We start from the raw sequence: 20,709 nt of genomic DNA, 5'->3' as shown, positions 1-20,709 counted from the left end.
GTCAGTGATCCCAACCAGTGTACGGCGGTCCGCCGCAGCCGCCAGTCGGTTGACCGAGGGTAGTGGGCGGACTCACCATCGCCGACTCACCCCTTGAGCACGCTGCCCACCAGACCGTCCAGGGCGTCACCGGCCAGCAGGACGACCACGACGCTGATCGCCACCAGCAGCCCCAGGGCAGCGGCCAGGACGATCATCACCCGGGCGTTACTGGACCGTTCGGCCGTCGTGTCCGACCAACCCTGGGCCAGGATGTGCCCGGTCAACGAGCCGGACGTCTCCACCGCGTTGGCGGGAATCGCGATCGTGGTGAAGCCGACCCCCTCGCCGTCGCCGTAGACGGTGCCGGCCAGGTCGGAGGTGCCATCGTGTCGTCCACCGCGGGCTCCGGCCGATTCCCGTCCGGCGAAACCACCGCCCGGGTTGCTCGGCGGCGCGGTCGTTCGGGAGTCCCCGCTGCTGTTCCGGGTCGACGACGCAGTCCCGGTGGTGGACGGCGGCCAGCTCGGCAGGGCGGGCGCGGGCACCACCGGCGGTGCGGCGGCGGCCGTTCCGGTCCATCCGGGGGCGGATGTCGGGCGGGTCGCCCCGGGGGCGGACGGCCACCCGGCCGGCGGTGCGGAGACCGAAGCGGTGGCCCGTACCCCTGGCGGGTCGGTCATCGCCGGCGGCGGCGGAAACGGCGGTGCCGGCATCGGGCCGGGCGGAGCCGGTGGTGCCGGCACCGGCGGACCGGGCGGTGGCAGCGGCGGGCTCGGCACGGGTGGCGACGGCGGACCGGGCATCGGCGGCACCGGTGAGGGCGGTGGGCTGGGCGGCCCCGGAACGGGCGGGACCGGACCGGGCGGCGGCGTGGGTCGGGGGCCCGGCGTCGGCGTCGGACCGGGCGGGTACGGACCCGGGGCCGGTGCGGGCTCCGGTTCCGCTGGCGGCGGCTCGGTCGGCCCGGGACCGGGTGGCGTGGGCTCCGGCTCCGGAGTCGAGGACTGGGTCGGCTCGGTTGCTACCGGAGCAGCTCGGTAGACCCCGGGTGTGCTCTCGGGAAGGTTCGGGGTGCCCAGGGCAGCGGCCGTGCTGCGGCTGCTGCTCGGCACCGTGGCGCTGGCCCGGGCCGGTGCGGGCGAGTCGTTCCGCTGCCCCGGCAACGACACGTCGGCTGGGCTGGTCGTGCCTTTCGCACGGTAGGTGGTCGCGGTGACCGGGGTGCTTGCCGGCAGGTCGCTGCGGAGAGCCCCGGCGGTCACCACGCTCGCGCGTGCGCGTACCGGTGCGGCGGCCGGGCCCGGACCGGCGTCGACAGCGGCCGACGTCCCGACGGAGGTCCCGGAAACGTCCGCGGCCCTGTCGTGGGATGCGGCGTCGACACCGGCGGGAGCGTCGTCGCCGGCTGCTACGTCGTCGTCGGGGGCGGGTACGTCGTCGACGTCGGTCGAGGCGTTCGCGACAACCAGTGCGGAGTCGGTGCCCGACGGGCGGGCGTCGCCGTCAGCGGAGCCGGTGTCGGCCGGGCTGGAGGCCGCCGGGCTGGCGTCTGCCGGGCCGGTGTCGTTGGTGGCCACCGGGTCGGCGGTGTCCGGCCCTGGTGGGCCGGCCTGGTCGACCACGGGGTCGACAGTCTCCGCCGGATCTCTCTGCTCGGCCATTTCCGCCCTCCGCGCCATGCTCGCACCCGGACCCGTGACGTCGAGCCGGATGTGCCTGGTTGTCACGGTGCCACAGATCTTCCCGAGCGGACAGCCGGAGTCGGTCGTGGCGGATCAGCCCGCGGTGCTGGGGCTGCCCGTCGCGCTGCCACTGCCCGTCGCGCTGGTGCTGGCCTTCGGCGTGGTCGTCGGAGACATGCTGCCCGGCGCGTTGGTCGGCGCCGGGGGCAGCGTCGTCGGGGTGTTGCTCGGGCCGTCCGTCGGCTTCGGCGTGCCGCTCTTGGTCGGCGTGGGCGTCGGGCTGGTCGTCAGCGTCGGCGTCGGCGTCGGCGTGGTGGTCTTCGTCGGCGTGGGCGTCGGCGTGGGCTTGGTGGTCTGCGTGGGCGTCGGCGTGGGCGTCGGCTTGGTGGTCTTCGTCGGCGTCGGCGTCGGCGTGGGCGGCGGCTTCGGGGTCGAAACGGGCGGGGTCGGGTTGGTCACGACCGGCGCCGGCACCGCGCCGATCACCCGGGTGGCGGCGTACAGCCGGGTCCAGCGGACGACCGAGATCTTGACGACGTCGCCGGTGGTGGGCGCCTGCACCATCTTGCCGTTGCCGATGTACATGCCGACGTGGTGGATCGTCGTCCAGCTGCTGCCCGAGGCGAAGAAGAGCAGGTCGCCGGGGAGCAGCGCGCTCTGCGGAACGGTACGGCCACGGGTGGCGGCGTACTGGTCGCGGGAGACCCGGGGCAGGTCGAAGTAGTCGGCACCGGGGGACCGGTACGCCGCCCACATCAGCCCGGAGCAGTCGAACTCGTCCGGCCCCTCCTCGGACCACTTGTACGGGTCGCCGAGTTGGGCGAGCGCGTAACGGACGGCGGCGAGTGCCCGGGGGTGCGCGGCCATGCCGCTGATGTTCTGGTTGGAGACGTAGCCGGCGCCGACCTGCTGCTCGGCGGCCTCCTGCTGCCGTTCGATCTCGATCAGCGCGGCGGCGTTGTCGCGGCGCAGCTTGAGCAGGCTCGCCTCGGCGGTACGAAGCGCCGTCTCACCGGTGGTGAACTCGGTCTCGGCGGCGGCGAGCAGCTCCTTGGCCTGGGTGTGCGCCTGGTACGCGGCCTGCTCACCGGCACGGGCACGGGACAGCTCCCCGGCCACGCCTGTGGTGCCGCCGTCGACCTTCTCGCCGCGGGTGATCTGCTGGAGGCGGCTCAGACCACGGATGTCCTGGGCGAGGTCGCCCGGCGGCAGCGCGGCGGCTTCCTTGATGGCCTCGGCGGCTGCGGTGTCGGCCGTCTGCTGGGCCCGCAGCAGGGCGTCCTGCGCGGTCGCCAGCGCCTTGCCGGCCGTGGTGACCTGCGCCTGGGCGTCGACGCGTTTCTGCCGGCTCACCAGTAACGCCTCGCCGAGCGCGCCGACCTGGACCTCGCCAGCGGAGATCGCGGCGGCCAGCGGGCCGTTGCCGATGTTGACCACCGGCGGGGCGGGCACGCCAGCGACCGGAGGGCCGCCGGGGAGCTGGATCGAGCCGGTGACCGCCGGTCGCGAGCCGGTGTCCGGCACCGTGCTCGGCACGCCGGGCTCGGCGTACGCGGGGGTGGCGAGCACGGCTGCGGCGATCGCGCTGAGCAGGGCGGCCCAGAGCTTCGGACGCAGGACCGGCGAGATCACCGGGCTCCGTCGTCGCATCCGTCGCCCGCGCCCGCTGTAGACCATTCCGCTCCCCGTCCGACTGCTCGTCGCCGCGCTCGGTGGGCGCGACCGCCGGGACGGTACCAGTGTGTGTGTTCCGCCCCACCTTGTTACTACCGCACCTCGCCACTCATGTCGATGCGTTGTCGGGTTACGGGAGCCTGAGAGTCTGGTGAAGTGGGTCGCTGCCGGCGACCGTGCCGCCGGCACCGTCGGCGTCGCGACGTACGCTCGATCCGGACCGCAGGTGGAAGGGACGTGCCATGGACGCCGGACTCAAGCGTGAGCTCGAAGCGAAGGTGTACGCCGGTGAGCGGCTGACCCGCGAGGACGGGATCGCCCTCTACGAGAGCGACGACCTGACCTGGCTGGGGCGGCTGGCCCACCACAAGCGCACCGAGCTGAACGGTGAGCGGGTGATGTTCAACGTCAACCGGCACCTCAACCTGACGAATGTCTGTTCGGCCTCCTGTGCGTACTGCTCCTTCCAGCGCAAGCCGGGCGAGAAGGACGCGTACACGATGCGCATCGACGAGGCGGTCCGCAAGGCCAAGGAGATGGAGGACGAGCAGCTCACCGAGCTGCACATCGTCAACGGCCTGCACCCGACGCTGCCCTGGCGTTACTACCCGAAGGTGCTGCGCGAGCTGAAGGCGGCGCTGCCGAACGTCAAGCTCAAGTGCTTCACGGCCACCGAGGTGCAGTGGTTCGAGAAGATCAGCGGCCTGAGCGCCGACGAGATCCTCGACGAGCTGATGGACGCCGGCCTGGAGTCGCTGACCGGTGGTGGCGCGGAGATCTTCGACTGGGAGGTCCGGCAGCACATCGTGGACCACGCCTGCCACTGGGAGGACTGGTCGCGCATCCACGCCCTGGCACACAGCAAGGGCATGAAGACCCCGGCAACCATGCTGTACGGGCACATCGAGGAGCCCCGGCACCGCGTCGACCACGTGCTGCGGCTGCGCGAGTTGCAGGACGAGACAGGCGGCTTCGCGGTCTTCATCCCGCTGCGCTACCAGCACGACTTCGTCGACTCGGCGGACGGCAAGATCCGTAACCGGATCCAGGCGCGCACCACGATGGCCTCGCCGGCCGAGTCGCTGAAGACGTTCGCCGTCTCCCGGCTGCTCTTCGACAACGTGCCGCACCTGAAGAACTTCTGGGTGATGCACGGGCTGTCGGTGGCTCAGCTCTCGCTGAACTTCGGCGTGGACGACCTGGACGGCTCCGTCGTCGAATACAAGATCACGCACGACGCCGACTCGTACGGCACCCCGAACACCATGCACCGCGACGACCTGCTGCACCTGATCTGGGACGCCGGCTTCCAGCCCGTCGAGCGGGACACCCGCTACAACGTGGTCCGGGAGTACGACAAGGCGCCGTCGCTGGCGCAGCGGCGCGCCGAGCCGCAGCAGGTCTGGGCCTGAGCCACCACGTACCCTCGCAGTCGATGACCGAGCAACGAGGACCTGAGCAGCAGGGCGGGTTTCCCCGCCGGGACGCCGACGGGCACATCCGTACCCTGGGCGACCTTCTCGGGGTGTGCCTGGCCGGCCTGGTCATCGGCGTGCTCGCGTTGGTGCTGTTCGACTGGGCGTTCGCCTCGATGGGCGCCGGCGACTTCGGGCACACGAATGGTTGGCTGGCGGTGATCCTGCCGGCCTGGCTGTTCTGGGACGACTTCCGGGCCTGGGAGTTCGGCGCGGCCCGGGTGGTGGCGGCGGTGGTCGCCGCTGCCGTCGGGGTGTTCGCCGGGCTGCTGATCGCCGGTCTGGGCGCGGGGTTGCCGCCGCTGCTCTCCGGCGCGTTGGCGGCGGGCGCGTTCACCGTGGCGTACGCGGCCCTCTGGTTCCCGGGCGTCCGCTGGCTGGCCCGCCGGACCGGCTGACCGCGACCGCCCACCGGGGCGGCTCGATCCTTCCGCCGGCAGTGGCGGGCGACGGAGAGAACGGAGTGGTGCAGGTGAGCGCCGCGCTCAAGTACACGCTGGGCCGGATCGGGCTGTTCGTCGCCGTGCTGGCGGGCCTCTGGCTTGTCGACATGAACGTGTTCCTGAAGCTGATGCTGGCGTTGGTGTTCTCCGCCGCGCTCTCCTTCTTCCTGCTGCGTGGCTGGCGGGACGAGATGGCCGGGGAGATCGCCGAGTCGACCGAGCGCCGCCGCGCGGAGAAGGAACGCCTCCGCTCCGCCCTGGCCGGCGAAGACGAACCCCCCACCCAAACCCCCGACCAGCCCTCGCGCTGACCAGCCCTCGCGCTGACCAGCCCTCGCGCTGACCAGCCCTCGCGTTGATCAAGAGGTTTGCGTCACGGAAGGCCCTTCCGGTGACGCAAACCTCTTGATCACCCGCCTGAGGGCGGGGGGCGTGGGGGGGGTGGGGGGTGGGGGGGGTTACCAGGTGGTGGAGTTGGGGGCCTTGGGCCAGGGTTTTGTGGTGGGCTTGATCAGGTAGGCGATGCCGCCGGAGCCGCCGGAGGTGCCTCCGCTGGCGTTTGTGCGCTTGGTCCGCAGCCAGATCTGCTCGAACTGCGCACGCTTGTAGACGTTGCGCACCACGTCGTTGCTCGACGAGGCGGGGTCGTTGACGATCACGTCGCCGTCGGCGGTGAAGCCGATCACCACGAAGAGGTGCCCGGAGGTGCCGTAGTTCGCCCCGTCCAGCTCGCTGGCGAGGAAGGACTGGCTGGTCACGACGGGGATGCCGGCGGCGATGAAACGCTCCAGCTCGTCAAGCGAGTGCAGCCGGGTCACCCGACCCTCCAGCCCGGGGAAGCTCGCCGCGTACGCGGTGTTGAACGGCCAGTTGCCCGCGCCGTCGTACGCGTAGTCGTAGGTCATCCGGGCGGCGTGGTTGACCGTCGGGTCGGGGTAGGTCGGGTCCACCCAGGAGGTGTCGGCCGCCGACGGCTTGCGACCCCAGTACTCGACCACCATTTCGGTCGAGGTGGGTGAGCACCACGCCTCGCCGCCGCCGTCGTACTCGGGGTAGTGCCCGGCGTGCACGTTCTGCGAGTAACGCGGCACCGGCAGTTCGACGCCCCAGGCGATGTGCCCGGCGCTCGGCGGCACGCTGAACCGGTCCGGCACGGTGGAGCTCATCGCGCCGAGCATCCGCACCACCGGCGCGGCGGTCTGGCCGGGTGCCCGGTAGAGGGTGAGCTTGAGCTGGTACGACCGCAGCAGCACCCCGGCTGCGGCGTCGTCGATGCTGAACGGGTCGGTCCAGATCGACGACCAGGGGTCGCCCTGCCGGTCGACGCTCGTTCGCTTGATGTCGGCGTCGCCGGACGCCCAGCGACCCAGGACGTACCACGGGGTCTGGTCGCCGCTCGTGTAGTTGCCCTGCATCTCCACCTGGATCCAGGTGCCGGCCGGGGTCTCCGCGTTCCAGGAGGCGATCAGCTCGGTGGCGTCGAACCCGATCCGGGTCACCGGCGAGGTCCAGGTGCCGTACTCCCAGGTGCGGGTGGCGCCGGTGTGCGGGTCGGCGTACTCCGTGGTGCCGGCCGGGCGGGCCAGGGTGACGCCCGCGCGGGCGCCGGGCACGACGCGGGTGCCGGCCCGGCTGCCCCGGTGCCAGTCGGCGGGCCCGGACCAGTCCTGGTAGGTGATCTGCTCGTCGTGGGTGGCAGCGGGCGGGTGTGCCGCCAGCGCGGGCGCGGCGCTGGTGAGCAGGGTGAGCGTGGTGACGCCGGCGAGGGCGGCCGCGCGCAGGCGGGATCTGGCCATGGGTGCTCCGCGGTGTCGAGGGGGCATCGTCGCTGGTCAGTTTTCCGCTTGGAGGGAAGTTTCGCCAGATGTTGATAGGTGGAAAATCATTGCCGCCGTGATGATCCGCCTGGGATGGCAAACAAAGCGATCAATATTGATATGACCATGTGACAGATGGTGAAGTGTGCTTCACCGAGCGGGATCTCCCGCCCATCGAGGAGGTAGTCCATGGCCCTCCGCCCACCCAACCCCCTCCGCCGTGTCCTGGTGCTCGCTGTCGTCACCGGGCTGGGCATCGTCACCGTCGCCGCCGGTCCGGTCGCCGCCCGACCGGCACCGGACCGCGCCACCGAGCCGGCCGCCGCCGCCGGCTACCGGGTGCTCGGGCCCCGGACCCTCGCCGACCGCAACGCGGTGGCCCGCACCGGAGCCGCCATCGACTACTCCGAACACGGCGTGCTGCACATCTCGGCCACCGCGGCCGAGGCCGCCGCGATCGGCAAGCTCGGCTTCCGGCTGGAACCGCTCGCCCCGCCGCCGAACGCCGAGCGCGGTGCCGGTGAGATCGGCACGCAGGCATTCCCGCCGGCCGACTCCAACTACCACGACTACGCGGAACTGACCGCCGTCGTGAACCAGGTGGTCGCCGACCACCCGGCCATCGCCCGCAAGATCAGCATCGGTTCGTCGTACGAGGGCCGCGACCTGATGGCGGTGAAGATCTCCGACAACGTCGGCACCGACGAGAACGAGCCGGAGATCCTGTTCAACTCCCAGCAGCACGCCCGCGAGCACCTGACCGTCGAGATGGCGATCTACCTGCTCAACCTCTTCACCGACAACTACGGCAGTGACTCCCGGATCACCAACATCGTCAACGGCCGGGAACTCTGGATCGTGCCGACGGTCAACCCGGACGGCAGCGAGCACGACATCGCCACCGGCTCGTACCGCTCCTGGCGCAAGAACCGGCAGCCCAACAGTGGCTCGTCGAACGTCGGCACCGACCTGAACCGCAACTGGTCCTACAACTGGGGTTGCTGCGGTGGGTCGTCCGGCAGCACCTCGTCGGAGACCTACCGGGGGCCGTCGGCGTTCTCCGCACCCGAGACGCAGGCGCTGCGCAACTTCGTCAACGGTCGGGTGGTCGGCGGTGTGCAGCAGATCAAGGCCAACATCGACTTCCACACGTACTCGGAGCTGGTGCTCTGGCCGTACGGCTACACCACGGCGAACACCGCGACCGGGATGAACGCGGACCAGTACAACACCTTCGCCACCATCGGACAGCAGATGGCGGCCACCAACAACTACACGCCGGAGCAGTCGAGCGACCTCTACATCACCGACGGGGACAGCCTCGACTGGATGTGGGCCACCCACAACATCTGGGCGTACACCTTCGAGATGTACCCCGGCTCGTCCGGCGGTGGCGGTTTCTACCCGCCCGACGAGGTGATCGGCGCGCAGACCTCCCGCAACCGGGAGGCGGTGCTGATCCTCAGCGAGTACGCCGACTGCCCGTACCGGGCCATCGGCAAGCAGGCGCAGTACTGCGGCGGGGGTGGCGGCACCACGATCTGGTCGGACACCTTCGAGACGGCCACCGGCTGGACCATCAACCCGTCCGGCACCGACACCGCAACCGTCGGCGCGTTCGAGCGGGGCGCCGGGCAGGCGACCAACTCCTCCGGCGCCAAGCAGCTCACCCCGTACGCCGGGTCCAACGACCTGGTCACCGGCCGGCTGGCCGGATCGGCGGCCGGTGACTACGACGTCGACGGCGGCGTGACGAGCGCCCGGTCCCCGGCGGTGACCCTGCCGTCGTCCGGCACGCTCACCCTCTCGCTCGCCTGGTACCTGGCGCACGGCTCGAACGCCTCGTCGGCTGACTACCTGCGGGTGAGCGTGGTGCACAACGGCGGCACCACGGCGCTGCTCACCCAGGCCGGCGCGGCAAGCAACCGCAACGGGAGCTGGGCCGTCGCCAACCTCAACCTGACCCCGTACGCCGGCCAGTCGGTGCGCATCCTGGTGGAAGCGGCGGACGCGTCCGGGGCCAGCCTGGTGGAGGCGGCTGTGGACAACGTCACCATCACGTCCTCCTGATCGGGTGGGGCCCCGTCCCGCCCCGACGGGGCCCCACCACCCGCTCCGAGCCTCCAGATCCGGGACATATCCCTCGTGCGCCACGCCCTCGGCAATCGACCGGCGCTGATCGGTCCTTGATCGATCCGGCACGTCCCGGCGGTGCGCTACCGTCTTAGCGACCAGTCCGCAGCGAAGCCGGTGCTCATCCCGGCGCTGTCCCGCAACTGTGATGCCCCACCCAACGGTGGGGACGAGCCAGGTCGCCTACGGATCGGTCGCGAAACGCGCTCTCGAGGAAGGGCGCCTCGTGGGCGGGCGTACGAAAGACCCTGTCGGCGAAGCACCACACTCCTCGACCGACAGGAGGCCCCATGTTCAGACGTACCCCTCGGCTCTTCGCGGCGTCCCTCGCGGTCGCCGCGCTCGCCCTCGGCGCCTGCGCCGAGAAGGCCGCCGACAAGCCGAGCAACGGCACGGCCGCCGCCGCCTACCCGGTCACGGTCGGCGCGCTCACCCTCGACAAGCGTCCCGAGAAGATCGTGGTGCTGTCGCCGAGCGCCACCGAGATGCTCTTCGCGATCGGTGCCGGCCCGCAGGTGACCGCCGTCGACGACCAGTCGAACTACCCGACCGACGCGCCCAAGACCGACCTCTCCGCCTTCCAGCCGAACGCCGAGGCGATCGCCGGCAAGAACCCCGACCTCGTGGTGCTCTCCGACGACCGCAACAAGATCGTCGACCAGCTCGGCAAGCTGAAGATCCCGGTGTACCAGACTCCGGCGGCGACCACGCTCGACGACTCGTACCGGCAGATCACCGAGCTGGGCACGCTGACCGGGCACGCCGACCAGGCCACCGACGTCGTGACCCGGATGAAGGACGACATCGCCAAGCTGGTCAAGGACCTGCCGCAGCGCGCCGAGAAGCTCACCTACTTCCACGAGCTGGGCCCGGAGCTGTACAGCGCCACCAGCAAGACCTTCATCGGCTCGCTCTACAGCCAGGTCGGCCTGACCAACATCGCCGACCCGGCCGACGCGGACGGCAAGAACGCGGGCTACCCGCAGCTGTCCCAGGAGGTCATCGTCAAGGCCGACCCGGACTTCATCTTCCTGGCCGATGCCAAGTGCTGCCAGCAGAGCGGCGACACGGTCAAGGCCCGCAGCGGCTGGGCCGGGCTCACCGCGGTGAAGAACAACCAGGTCGTCGCCCTGGACGACGACATCGCCTCCCGCTGGGGCCCGCGGGTGGTGGACCTGCTCCGGGTCATCATCGACGCGGTCGCCAAGGTGCCCGCGTGACCCTCGTCCGTCGGTGACCGGGCCGCGACACATGTCCGATCCGGCGCCGGCCGACCGGCCGGCCGAAACCCCGCAGTCGACCGAGCGGGCCGAGCCGCACACCGCGGCCCGGCCCGCCGGGCTGCGCATGTGGTGGCTGGTCGCGGGGCTGTTCGCGGTACTCGTCGCGCTCGTCGCCGGGGTGTCGCTCGGCCCGGTGAGCCTGCCCCCGGGCAGCGTCGCCGCCGAGCTGCTCAACCTGCTTCCCGGGGTGCACCTCGACAGTGGACTGACCGAGCGTGAGATCGCGATCGTCACCGAGCTGCGCCTGCCCCGCGTCGTGCTGGGCCTGCTCGTCGGCGGTCTGCTCGCCCTCGCCGGCGGTTGCTACCAGGGCGTGTTCCGTAACCCGCTGGCCGACCCGTACCTGCTCGGGGTGGCCGCCGGTGCCGGCCTCGCGGTCACCGCGGCGATCGCCCTCGGCGGGGGCGGACGGCAGGGCACCCTGTCCGGGCTACCGATGACCATTCCGCTTGCCGCGTTCGCCGGATCGCTGCTCGCCGTGACGATGACCTACGTGCTCGGCGCGGCCGGCGGGCGACGCGGTTCACCTGCCATGCTGATCCTGGCCGGGGTGGCGGTCTCCGCGTTCCTCTCCGCCGGGCAGACGTACCTCCTGCAACGCGACGCCGACAGCATCCAGCCGGTGTACTCCTGGCTGCTCGGCCGGCTGGCTACCGCCGGCTGGCACGACGTGCTGCTGGTGCTGCCGTACGCCGCGCTCACCACCGTGGTGGTGCTCCTGCACCGCCGCGAACTGGACGTCCTCGCGGTCGGCGACGACGAGGCGAGGAGTCTGGGCCTGCACCCGCAGCGCACCCGCTACCTGTTGATCGCCGCCGCCTCCCTGGGTACCGCCGCGGCGGTCTCCGCGACCGGTCTGATCGGCTTCGTCGGCATCATCGTGCCGCACACCGTCCGGCTGCTCGCCGGATCCAGCTACCGGGTGATCCTGCCGATGTCACTGCTGTTCGGCGGCGCGTTCCTGGCGCTGACCGATGTGGTGGCCCGCACCGTGGCCGCTCCGTCCGAGCTGCCGATCGGCGTGGTGACCGCCCTACTGGGTGGCCCGTTCTTCGTCCTCGTGCTGCGCACCGCTCGGCGAGCCCTCACGTGAGCCGCGAACCCGCCGTCGGTGTCCCGGCTGTCGAGGTGCGCGGGTTGCAGGTCGACCTCGGTGGCACACCTGTCCTGGCCGGCGTCGACCTCAGCGTCGCCGTCGGCGAGTGGGTCACCGTGATCGGCCCGAACGGCGCCGGCAAGTCGACCCTGTTGCGCGCCGTCGGCGGCCTGCTGCCCGCGCCGGGGGCGATCACCCTCTTCGGTACGCCGAGCGCGGCACTCCGCCGTCGGGACCGCGCCCGGGTGGTGGCCACGGTGGCGCAGTCCCCGGTGGTGCCACCCGGTATGTCGGTGCTGGACTACGTGCTGCTCGGCCGCACCCCGTACATCCCGGCCCTGGGCCGGGAGTCGACCGCAGACGTCGACGCCGTGCACGAGGTGCTGGGGCGGTTGGACCTCACCGGCTTCCACCGTCGCGAGCTGGCCACCCTCTCCGGAGGTGAACGGCAGCGGGTTTTCCTCGCCCGCGCGCTCGCCCAGGGCGCGACGCTGCTGCTGCTCGACGAACCGACGAGCGCGCTCGACATCGGCCACCAGCAGGACGTGCTCGAACTCGTCGACCAGTTGCGCCGCGAGCACGGCCTGACCGTCCTGGCCACGATGCACGACCTCTCGCTGGCCGGCGAGTACGCCGACCGGATGGTGATGCTCGCCGGCGGCCAGGTGGTGGCCGCCGGAACTCCGTCCGAGGTGCTGACCGAGCAACTGCTCGCCACCCACTACCGGGCCAGCGTCCGGGTGGTCCCCGGAGCCCACGGCCCCCTGGTGGTTCCCGTCCGCCCCACCCGACCCTGAGCACGCGGACGCTGGGTCAGGGGCCCAGGTCGATGACGGAGAAGAGGGCGCCCTGGGGGTCGCGGAGAGCGGCGAAGCGGCCGGCCGGGATGTCGCGGGGCGGGACCAGGATCGTTCCGCCCAGCTCGGAGGCGCGGGCTGCGGCGGCGTCCGCGTCGGCGACCGCGAAGTACACCGTCCAGTACGCGGGGAGGTCGGCCGGGAAGTCGTCGGCCAGCGGTGGCATCATCCCGGCGACGATCTGCGTCCCGAGCCGCCACCCGGTGTACGTCATCGCACCCACCGCCTGGTCGTCGGGCTGCCAGCCGAACACCAGCTCGTAGAAGACCTTCGCGCCCTCGGGGTCGGGGGTGACCAGCTCGTTCCAGCTCATCGCGCCCGGCACGTTGAACACCTCGGCGCCGGCCATGGCCAGCGGCTGCCAGACGCTGAACGTGGCGCCGGCCGGGTCGGCGAAGACCGCCATCCAGCCCCGGTCGAAGACCTCGAACGGTGGTACGACGACCTGCCCGCCGGCCCGTTCGACGCGGCCGGCGACCAGTTCGGCGTCGTCGGTGGCGAGGTACGTCGACCAGATCGGGATCTGGTCCGGGATCGCGGGCGGGCCGGCGCCGGCCACCGGCTTGCCGTCGAGCAGGAAGACCGTGTAACCGCCCGCCTCGGGTTCCGGGGTGACCTGGCCGGTCCAACCGAACAGCTCCGGGTAGAAACGCCGCGCGTCGGTCAGGTCCGGGGTGGCCAGGTCGGCCCAGCAGGGCGTACCCGGCGGGACGGTGCTCACGTCAAGACCCCTCTCGGCCCGGGCGGCCACGGTGGCCCCCTTGCCGGAATCCTGGCACCGTCCCGCCGCAGCCCGGGGCGGAAACGGACGAATCGTCAGCTGAACCGGCGACCCTCGTCCCGCCGGTACGCCCAGCCGGCGAGCGCGGCGAGCAGCACCACCCAGACACCGAGCATGATCAGTGCCAGCGGCTGCACGGCGTAGTCGGCCACCGCCGCCCACATCAGTTCGGCAGCACCCCGGGTGGGCAGGTACGGCGCGATCGTCTCGATGAACCCGGGCGCGTCGCCCGGCGCGGAGAGCAGGCCGCCGCCGAACGCCAGCGGCAGGAAGACCACCTGCGCGACGACGATCGCCGCCTTGCTCGGCAGCGAGTAGCCGATGGCGAGCCCCATCAGCGTGAACGGCACCGAGATGACGGCCACCGTGCCGAGGGCCAGCAGGAACGCCGCCGGGGTGATCCGGGCCGCGGTCAGCGTCGCGCCGATCACCACGACCGGGATCAGCGAGAGGTAGGTGAGTGCCAGGCCGGCAAGCACCCGGCCGGCGAACCGTGGCGCCGGCCCGGCCGGCAGAGTTCGGGTGTACGGGTTCCAGGGCTGGTCGCGGTCCTCGGCGACACCGACGCCGTACTGGAAGATGTTGGCGCTCATCACCGAGAAGGTGACCATCGACGCGGTGGCGTAGGTGGCAGCGACCGGATCGTCACCGGCGAACGGCACCACGAAGAAGATCATGGCGGCGGCCGGGAAGAAGGCGCTGCCGAAGACGGCCACCGGAATCCGGATGATCTCCAGCAGTTGGTAGCGGGCGTGGACCAGGGCGAGCTGCACGGTCGGCCTCCTCAGACGGTGGTGGGCTGGCCGCCGGCAGCGGCGGTGGTGGGTAGGCCGGCGCTGGCGGGCACGGCCCCGCTTGCGGCGTCGCCGCTGGACGCGTCTCCGCCGGTGATGGCGAGGAACGCCTCCTCCAGCGAGGTCGGCCGTACCTCCAGGTCGGTGAACGGCGTCCGGGTCGTGACGAGCGCTCGGACCAGTTCGTCGGCGTCGGTGGTGAGCAGGTGCAGTCGACCGTCGATCCGTTCGGTGCGGACCACCCCGGGCAGGTCGGGCAGGTGATCGGCGACCAGGCTGACCCGGCGTACGCCCACGATGCCGCGTACCGCGTCCACCGTGTCGTCGGCGAGCACCCGACCCTGCCCGATGACCACCACCCGGTGGGCGAGCGCCTCCACCTCCTCCAGGTAGTGGCTGCTCAGCAGCACGGTGCCTCCGTCCTCGTGAAAGGTCCGGATCGCGTCCCACAGGGTGTGCCGGGCGGCCACGTCCAGACCCGTGGTGGGCTCGTCGAGCAGCACCAACCGGGGTCGACCGACGAATGCCAACGCCACCGCCAACCGGCGGCGCTGCCCTCCGGAGAGCCCACCGGTCTGCCGTCGGGCCAGGTCGTCGAGGCCGAAGCGGTCGAGCAGTTCGGCCCGGGGCACCGGGTCGCTGTAGTGCGCGGCGACGAAGTCGACGACCTCGCCGACGCGCAGTGTGCCGGGGAGGCCGGTCTCCTGCGGGGTGACCCCGATCTGCCGTCGGCTGGCCGGGTCGCGAGGGTCGCCGCCGAACAGCTCCACCCGCCCCGAGCTGGGGCGGCGCAGACCCATCAGAAGATTCATCAGGGTGCTCTTGCCGGCGCCGTTCGGCCCGAGCAGGCCGACCAGCTCACCGGCTTGGACTTCCAGGTCGACACGGTCGAGGGCGAGGACGTTGCCGTACCGGCGGCTGGCCTGGTCGGCGCGGGCGAGGGTCATGGCTGCTCCTTCGACGAGGTGGGGTCGAGCAGGGCGCGAATGGCTTCGGTGTACTCCTCGAACGCGAGCCGGCCGCGCCGGCTGAGCCGGACCAGGGTCGCCGGGGTGCGTCCACGATGGGTCTTGCTGATCTCCACGTAGCCGGCGTCCTCGAGTTTGCGCAGGTGCACCGAGAGGTTGCCGGCCGTCATCGCGAGCAGCTCCTGTAGGCGGGGGAATGCGATCCGGTCGCCGTCGCCGAGGGCGGAGAGACTGGCGACCACCCGCAGTCGGGCCTGCGCGTGGATGACCGGGTCGAGTTCGGTCACTGTTGCTGCCGCTGCCGCCGCCGGGCGAGCGCGCCGGCCACCAGGATTCCGCCGCTGCCGGCCACCGCCATGACCAGCGCGTGCCAACCCGGCCCGGCGATTGCGCCGACCACGTTGATCACGCTGATCCACACGCCCAGGCGGAACAGGTCCCGGTTCAGCCAGATCGCCCCGCCGGCCATCTGCAGCGCGCCGATCAGGCCGACCGAGGTGGTCGACCAGAGCAGTGACTCCAGGTCGTCGGGCAGGTGCCCGCTGATGCGGCCGAGCCCCGCGTAGACGCTAAGCGAACCCAGGCCCCAGGCGTACCCGTACCAGCGGCCACGCTTGGCGGAGTCACCCGTCACCTGGTCGTAGGCCCGCTCCCGGGCCGTCGCCTGCACCACGGCGGCGGCCACCAGCAGTACGAAGAGGACGGTCAGCGGCAGCCAGCTCGGCAGGTCGACAAGCGCCCGGTCGCCGGGGGTGAACCGGAGGAAGAACAGCCCGAAGCCGACCAGCCAGGCGACGCCCCAGGGCCAGTAGAGCAGGCGGGCATCGGGGTCGAGTCGGCGTGCCGTCGCCGACCGCTGATCCTGGATCAGCTGGAGTGCCGCCGCCGCGTCGGTGGGCGGAGGATCATCGTCGGGGTCCACGCAAACTACTTTACGGCACAAAGTTGAGAGCTGATGCCCCGTCATCACCCGCCGGACCCCCGATCGCGGCGAGCAGTGCCTATGGTGGGAGTCGCGGCGACTGATCCGCCGCACAGGCCACTGGGGAGGGTCCGTGTCGAGCCCGAACAACGAGCTGGAGGTCCAACCGGAGGCCCTGCTGGCGTTCGCCGCAGGGTCGACGGATCGGGCGGCCCGCTTCCGCGAGCTGCACCGCGCCTTCGGCGACGGGCACGTGCCGCGGCACGCCTTCGGGGTGATGCCGGCGTCGTTCAACCTCGCGGCGGCGTACGAAGAGCAGTTCGAGGCATGCCTTCAAGGTCTCGCCGACGGTGCCGAGATGATGGCGGACATCGCGGAGGGGCTGACCGACACCGCGGGCGCCTACACCGGCACCGACGTGGCCAACACCGACCTGTTCGTGCCGGGCCGACCGCCAGCTCCCGACGTGATCGCACCCGGCCCCTGGTCGGGTGGCCCCGGCGCGTCGAGCGGGTCGGTGCCCGCGTGAGCACCGAGGCGTTGCAGCGCAACAAGACCTACTTCGAGCAGATCGTCTCGGGCACGCCCGACCCCTTCAAGCCGCTGTCCAACGCGGTGCTCTGGCCGTTCGAGCAACTGCTCGAGCTGGTCGCCGGCGAGCCGGACGACCTGATGCGGGCCGCTCAGCTCTGTCTGGACACTGGCGCGGCGGTTCGGGAGATCGCCGGTGACCAGATCGCGGACCGGGCCCGGTTGCGCGGCGCCTGGACGGGCGACGCCGCCGAGAGCTTCCACGCCTCGATGGAGTCGGTGGAGGCGGCGATCGAGGAGCTGGCGCAGGGGCTGGACGGCACCAAGGAGGTGCTCGTCGAGGCGGCGAACGCGGCGGTGGACGCTTTCAACCTGCTGGTCGAGCTGATCCTCGAGTTCCTGCTCTGGTTCCTCACCGAGGTGATCATCGCGGCGGTGGCGGCGGCGTTGAGCGCCGGCGTCTCGCTGGCCGCCACCGTGGTTCGGGTGCTGGCCCGGCTGGCCACCACCGTGGGGCGGATGGTCAAGATCGTCGCCCGGTTCGCCGAGGTGCTCACCCGCCTCGCCGCCCGACTGGGCAAGGTCGCCGGGCAGCTCCGCAAGTACGCGGACACCGTCATGGAGCTCAAGAAGCGCAAGAAGCAGTACAAGGTGCTCAGCAAGGGTGGCTGGACGGCCGAGGGGCGTGCCTTCCAGGTCGAGAAGTTCAAGACCCTCTTCCCTGGCCGGTTCGCCATCAACCAGGTCTCGCCGGTCAACATCCCCGGTTTCGGTGGCGCGCTACTGGACACCGGCGTGGGCCTGCACGACATCTCCGACGGGCAGAAGGACCGCAACTATCTGGTGGACGGCACGTACCGCGAGGACCTGGGCCCATACACCGTGGGTGTGCAGAATATCTTCGACTCCATCGTGAACTGAGAGGCAGCCATGACCTTCCCCGCCCTGGACCGGATCGAGGCGCTGGCCCGCAACCTGGACGGGTGGCAGCGGCAACTCGCCGACCGGATGGCGGAGTTGGAGCAGAGCAGCGCCGAGGGCGTTAGCGACTCCGGCCTGGTCCGGGTCACCGCCGCCGCCGACGGCAAGATCGTTGCCACCGAGTTGAACGCGCGGGCGATGCGACTCGACTCCTACACCCTGGCGGAAGAGTTCACCGCGGCAGCCAACCGGGCCCAGGAGGCAGCCGCGGCCCAGGTCCGCGAGTTGGTCGGTGAGGTCATCGGCGAGCCAGGTGCCGCCTCTGGCCGACCCGGCGATCACGAGGAGCACCGATGACCGACGACACCCGGTCCCGGTACGTCGAGGGGATCACCCGACTGCTGCCGGTCGAGGAGCGGGTGCGCGCGGTGGCCCAGGTCCGAGCGGGCGGAGGGCTGACCCCGGCGCCGCCCCCGCAGCCGTCGGCGCCGCCCGCCACGGGTGGGCCGGGCTTTCTGGGTGTCCTGCTCAACGTGCTGTCACCGAACATCACCTTTGGTCGGGCGGACAATGCCGTCGACTGGCTCTTCTTCGGTGTCGGAGGCCGAGGCGAACCAGGCTCCCAGGCGTCCGTGCTGCACCAGGCCCTGACCGTGGCGGCGAAGGGCTCCGGCATCCGCAACCTCGTGCTTGGCGTCACCGACCAGCGGTTGCTGCTCGGCGCGACAGCACCCGTCGGCCTGCTCTCCAACTCGGCGGCCGACGAACGGGCGCAGGCCGACATCGAACTGCTCGGGTCGGTGCCGCGCACGGCCGTCACCGCCCGGTTCGGCAGGTACCGGTTGAACTGGAAGCGGCTGCGGCTCGACTTCGCCGACGGGTCGTGGCTGTCGTTCCACGTGCCGCTCGCCGACTCCGGCCGCCCGTTGCGGGAGATCGCGGCGGCCCTGTCAGCCGGCTGACCCACCGACGAGCGGGGCGGGCAGCGGCGCGACGTGCAGCACCGCCAAGCGGGACACCGCCCGCGTGAGCACCACGTACAACCGGTGCAGCCCGCGCGGCTCGGCCGCGACGATCGCGGCCGGCTCGACCACCACCACGTGGTCGTACTCAAGGCCCTTGACCAGGGTCGCCGGCACCACGGTGACCCGCTCCGCGGCCGCCACGTCGTCGGCGGTCGCGGTCTCCACACCCGCCTCGGCCAGGGCCGCGCGCAGGCCGTCGACCGCGTCGTCCGCGGCGATCACACCGACGGAACCGTCGTGCGCGAGCGCCGCGCGCACCTCGGCCACCGTCGCCGAGGTCAGGTCGGTCACGGTACGCACGTCCAGGCCGCCGTCGTGCCGCAGCGACTCGGCCGGGGGTACGTCCACCGCGAGCGCCGGCAGCAGCAGGTTCGCGAATGCGACAACAGCGGCCGGTACCCGGAATCCGACGGTCAACGGCACCACCACCGCGTCCGGCTTGCCCAGGTGGGCAAGGGACTCCCGCCAGTCCGTCGCCGCCCACGGCGCGGTGCCCTGGGCGAGGTCACCCAGGAGCGTGACCGAGCCGTCCTCGCTGCGCCGAGCGATGGCCCGACACTGCATCGGGGAGAGGTCCTGCGCCTCGTCCACCACCACGTGCCCGAACCCGGGGAGCCTTTCCAGCAGCCCGGTCGCCTCGTCGACGAGCACCGCGTCGGCGGCGGTCCAGCGGGTCGCCTTCGGCGTGCGGGGTGGCTTGGCCCAGGTGAGCTGCGCCTGCTCGACGTCGCTGAGCAGCCCGTCCGCCACGGCGGCGAGCCGGACCGGGTCGGAGAACAGGCTGTGCACCAGCCCTTCCGGGGTGAGCGCCGGCCAGACCGCGTCCAGGAAGTCGAGCACCGGACGGCAGCGGCTCATCCGACGCAGCCAGGCATCGCTCGGCGACTCCGCACGCCGCGCCTCGGCCTGCCGTTGCAGCAGGCTGACCACCCGAGCCTGGACGCGTTCCCGGCCCGTGCCGTACGGCAGCCCTTCCCGGCGGGTCTCCTCGACGATCCGGTGCAACGGCTCCACGCCGATCCGCCAGCGGAACGAACCGTCCGACACGGTGATCGAGTCGGTCGGCGCACTGATCCGTGCCCGCACCGCGCGCCGCAGCACGCTCGCCATCCGTACATCGTGTTTGAGCGCGGCCACCGCCGGTGCCTCGACCGCCCGGACCGGCACCCGGGAGATCAACTCCTCCACCGTGGCCTGCTCGACCTCGACCTCACCGAGCGCCGGAAGCACAGCCGCGATGTACGACAGGAACGCCCGGTTCGGCCCGACGATCAGCACACCCGCCCGCCGCAACCGCTCCCGGTGCAGATAGAGCAGGTACGCGGCCCGGTGGAGACCCACCGCCGTCTTCCCGGTGCCCGGCGCGCCCTGCACGCAGATCGAGTCGGCGAGGTCGGCCCGGACCAGCTCGTCCTGCTCCGGCTGAATCGTGGCGACGATGTCCCGCATCGGCCCGACGCGCGGCCGCTCGATCTCGGCGGTGAGGATCCGGCTTGTCGTACCCAGCTCCTCCCCCCGGTCCAGCCGCTCATCCTCGAAGCTGGTCAGCACGCCACTGCTGAACCCGAACCGCCGCCGGACCGCCACCCCCTGCGGATCCCGCACGCTGGCCCGGTAGAACGAGCGCGAGACCGGTGCCCGCCAGTCCAGCACCAACGGCTCACCACGCTCGTCGGTGACATGCCGCCGCCCCACGTGGTACCGCCGCCCGCGATGATCACTGTTGGTGTCGGGTGCGGCCAGGTCGTTCGTACCCCTGCTGCGTGGGGTGCTGGTTGTGGCCCTGCTGTCGGCGGCCCCTGTGCTACCGGTGGTCCTGGCCGCGCTGTCGGCGGTTCGGTTGTCGCCGGCCCTGCCAGCGCTGGCCTCGCTGTCGGTGCCGCTGTCGGCGATGCCGCTGGCGGTGGCGGTGCTGCTGTCGGTGGCGGTGCTGCTGTCGGTGGTGGTGCTGCTGGCGGCCCCGGCGAAGTCGAGGCGGCCGAAGAAGAGGGGCGTGGTCGGGTCATCGGCCAACTCGGCAACCCGGCGGGCCAGGGTGCGGCCGAGCGTCTCGGCCGCGTACGCGTCGCCGGCCACCTGATCACCATTGGCGAAGAGCGACTCGGCCCGCTCCCGCATGCGACGCAGCGCCGCCCGCGAGGTGGTGAGGTGTGCCCGTTCGGCGGCCAGGTCCCCGTCGAGGTCGCTGTCGAGTTGGGTGTGGAGGTCAAGTGCGGGCATGCTGACGTCCCATCGTTCACATCTGCTGCGCGCTCGCGTGTCCGGGGGCGGATGGCCGGCCGCCCGGCGCGAAGACGTCCGTTCCGGTGCAGCTCACCTCGGCCG

20 protein-coding genes are annotated in these 20,709 nt (G+C 71.8%); 11 read left to right on the top strand and 9 right to left on the bottom strand.

What is annotated here, in order from left to right; genetic code table 11:
* Positions 1–86 precede the first annotated feature (86 nt).
* Both AB0C15_RS24770 and AB0C15_RS24765 read right to left on the bottom strand, forming a co-directional pair.
* Complete coding sequence (locus tag AB0C15_RS24770; protein WP_357355634.1) at positions 87–1,643, bottom strand: hypothetical protein; 1,557 nt, start codon at positions 1,641–1,643, stop codon at positions 87–89.
* A gap of 114 nt (positions 1,644–1,757) precedes the next feature.
* A complete protein-coding gene (locus tag AB0C15_RS24765; protein WP_357355632.1) occupies positions 1,758–3,341 on the bottom strand; it encodes an NlpC/P60 family protein in 1,584 nt (527 codons plus the stop codon).
* A gap of 239 nt (positions 3,342–3,580) precedes the next feature.
* On the opposite strand from AB0C15_RS24765, the gene mqnE reads away from it, so the two are divergent.
* The 3 genes from mqnE to AB0C15_RS24750 all read left to right on the top strand — a co-directional run bounded on the left by mqnE (position 3,581) and on the right by AB0C15_RS24750 (position 5,567).
* Positions 3,581–4,750 (top strand): aminofutalosine synthase MqnE, encoded by a 1,170-nt coding sequence (mqnE, locus tag AB0C15_RS24760; protein ID WP_357355630.1) that lies wholly within the window; start codon positions 3,581–3,583, stop codon positions 4,748–4,750.
* Positions 4,751–4,773: 23 nt separating this feature from the next.
* Positions 4,774–5,211, top strand: a complete 438-nt coding sequence (locus AB0C15_RS24755; protein ID WP_357355628.1) for a hypothetical protein — start codon at positions 4,774–4,776, stop codon at positions 5,209–5,211.
* A gap of 74 nt (positions 5,212–5,285) precedes the next feature.
* The gene (locus AB0C15_RS24750; RefSeq protein WP_357355666.1) at positions 5,286–5,567 is read left to right on the top strand and encodes a DUF4229 domain-containing protein; all 282 of its coding nucleotides are present in this window, start codon (positions 5,286–5,288) and stop codon (positions 5,565–5,567) included.
* A gap of 147 nt (positions 5,568–5,714) precedes the next feature.
* Here AB0C15_RS24750 and AB0C15_RS24745 read toward each other — a convergent pair whose 3' ends face one another.
* Positions 5,715–7,052 carry a C39 family peptidase gene (locus AB0C15_RS24745; protein ID WP_357355626.1) on the bottom strand — a complete coding sequence of 446 codons (1,338 nt, stop codon included), beginning with the start codon at positions 7,050–7,052 and terminating at the stop codon, positions 5,715–5,717.
* 210 nt (positions 7,053–7,262) lie between these two features.
* Between AB0C15_RS24745 and AB0C15_RS24740 the strand changes: the two genes are divergently transcribed.
* The 4 genes from AB0C15_RS24740 to AB0C15_RS24725 all read left to right on the top strand — a co-directional run bounded on the left by AB0C15_RS24740 (position 7,263) and on the right by AB0C15_RS24725 (position 12,382).
* A complete protein-coding gene (locus tag AB0C15_RS24740) occupies positions 7,263–9,143 on the top strand; it encodes a M14 family metallopeptidase (protein WP_357355624.1) in 1,881 nt (626 codons plus the stop codon).
* A 353-nt stretch (positions 9,144–9,496) separates the two neighbouring features.
* Positions 9,497–10,426, top strand: a complete 930-nt coding sequence (locus AB0C15_RS24735) for an ABC transporter substrate-binding protein (RefSeq protein WP_357355622.1) — start codon at positions 9,497–9,499, stop codon at positions 10,424–10,426.
* Between the two features lie 127 nt (positions 10,427–10,553).
* Positions 10,554–11,582, top strand: coding sequence for an iron ABC transporter permease (locus AB0C15_RS24730; RefSeq protein ID WP_357355664.1), 1,029 nt, complete (start codon positions 10,554–10,556; stop codon positions 11,580–11,582).
* Positions 11,579–12,382, top strand: coding sequence for an ABC transporter ATP-binding protein (locus AB0C15_RS24725; RefSeq protein WP_357355620.1), 804 nt, complete (start codon positions 11,579–11,581; stop codon positions 12,380–12,382). Before AB0C15_RS24730 ends, AB0C15_RS24725 begins: the two co-directional genes overlap by 4 nt.
* A gap of 16 nt (positions 12,383–12,398) precedes the next feature.
* On the opposite strand, the gene AB0C15_RS24720 is transcribed toward AB0C15_RS24725, so the two are convergent.
* From AB0C15_RS24720 to AB0C15_RS24700, 5 genes are all read right to left on the bottom strand, one after another.
* On the bottom strand, positions 12,399–13,163 hold the full coding sequence (locus AB0C15_RS24720; protein ID WP_357355618.1) for a VOC family protein: 765 nt from the start codon (positions 13,161–13,163) through the stop codon (positions 12,399–12,401).
* A 95-nt stretch (positions 13,164–13,258) separates the two neighbouring features.
* Positions 13,259–13,996 carry an ABC transporter permease gene (locus AB0C15_RS24715; protein ID WP_357355617.1) on the bottom strand — a complete coding sequence of 246 codons (738 nt, stop codon included), beginning with the start codon at positions 13,994–13,996 and terminating at the stop codon, positions 13,259–13,261.
* 11 nt (positions 13,997–14,007) lie between these two features.
* Entirely contained in the window at positions 14,008–14,964 is a 957-nt protein-coding gene (locus AB0C15_RS24710) for an ABC transporter ATP-binding protein (RefSeq protein WP_357355615.1), read from the bottom strand.
* Complete coding sequence (locus AB0C15_RS24705) at positions 14,961–15,272, bottom strand: transcriptional regulator (protein WP_357355613.1); 312 nt, start codon at positions 15,270–15,272, stop codon at positions 14,961–14,963. Before AB0C15_RS24705 ends, AB0C15_RS24710 begins: the two co-directional genes overlap by 4 nt.
* The gene (locus tag AB0C15_RS24700) at positions 15,269–15,907 is read right to left on the bottom strand and encodes a transporter (protein ID WP_357355611.1); all 639 of its coding nucleotides are present in this window, start codon (positions 15,905–15,907) and stop codon (positions 15,269–15,271) included. Before AB0C15_RS24700 ends, AB0C15_RS24705 begins: the two co-directional genes overlap by 4 nt.
* Positions 15,908–16,040: 133 nt before the next feature.
* Between AB0C15_RS24700 and AB0C15_RS24695 the strand changes: the two genes are divergently transcribed.
* From AB0C15_RS24695 to AB0C15_RS24680, 4 genes are read left to right on the top strand one after another with little or no spacing between them, the layout of a single operon-like run.
* A complete protein-coding gene (locus AB0C15_RS24695; RefSeq protein ID WP_357355609.1) occupies positions 16,041–16,436 on the top strand; it encodes a type VII secretion target in 396 nt (131 codons plus the stop codon).
* The gene (locus tag AB0C15_RS24690) at positions 16,433–17,359 is read left to right on the top strand and encodes a WXG100 family type VII secretion target (RefSeq protein WP_357355607.1); all 927 of its coding nucleotides are present in this window, start codon (positions 16,433–16,435) and stop codon (positions 17,357–17,359) included. Before AB0C15_RS24695 ends, AB0C15_RS24690 begins: the two co-directional genes overlap by 4 nt.
* 9 nt (positions 17,360–17,368) lie before the next feature.
* Positions 17,369–17,716, top strand: coding sequence for a YbaB/EbfC family nucleoid-associated protein (locus tag AB0C15_RS24685; protein WP_357355605.1), 348 nt, complete (start codon positions 17,369–17,371; stop codon positions 17,714–17,716).
* The gene (locus AB0C15_RS24680; protein WP_357355603.1) at positions 17,713–18,321 is read left to right on the top strand and encodes a hypothetical protein; all 609 of its coding nucleotides are present in this window, start codon (positions 17,713–17,715) and stop codon (positions 18,319–18,321) included. The genes AB0C15_RS24685 and AB0C15_RS24680 overlap by 4 nt, the downstream gene beginning before the upstream one ends.
* Here the strand turns inward: AB0C15_RS24680 and AB0C15_RS24675 are convergent.
* Positions 18,310–20,604, bottom strand: a complete 2,295-nt coding sequence (locus AB0C15_RS24675) for an AAA family ATPase (protein WP_357355601.1) — start codon at positions 20,602–20,604, stop codon at positions 18,310–18,312. The two genes, AB0C15_RS24680 and AB0C15_RS24675, sit on opposite strands and share 12 nt — an antisense overlap.
* Positions 20,605–20,709 lie beyond the last annotated feature (105 nt).

It is taken from the genome of Micromonospora sp. NPDC048835, from assembly GCF_040649995.1.
Classification (GTDB): Bacteria; Actinomycetota; Actinomycetes; order Mycobacteriales; family Micromonosporaceae; genus Micromonospora.
Note: the sequence above shows the minus strand (reverse complement) of the source record. Positions and strands in the feature narration are given on the sequence as shown.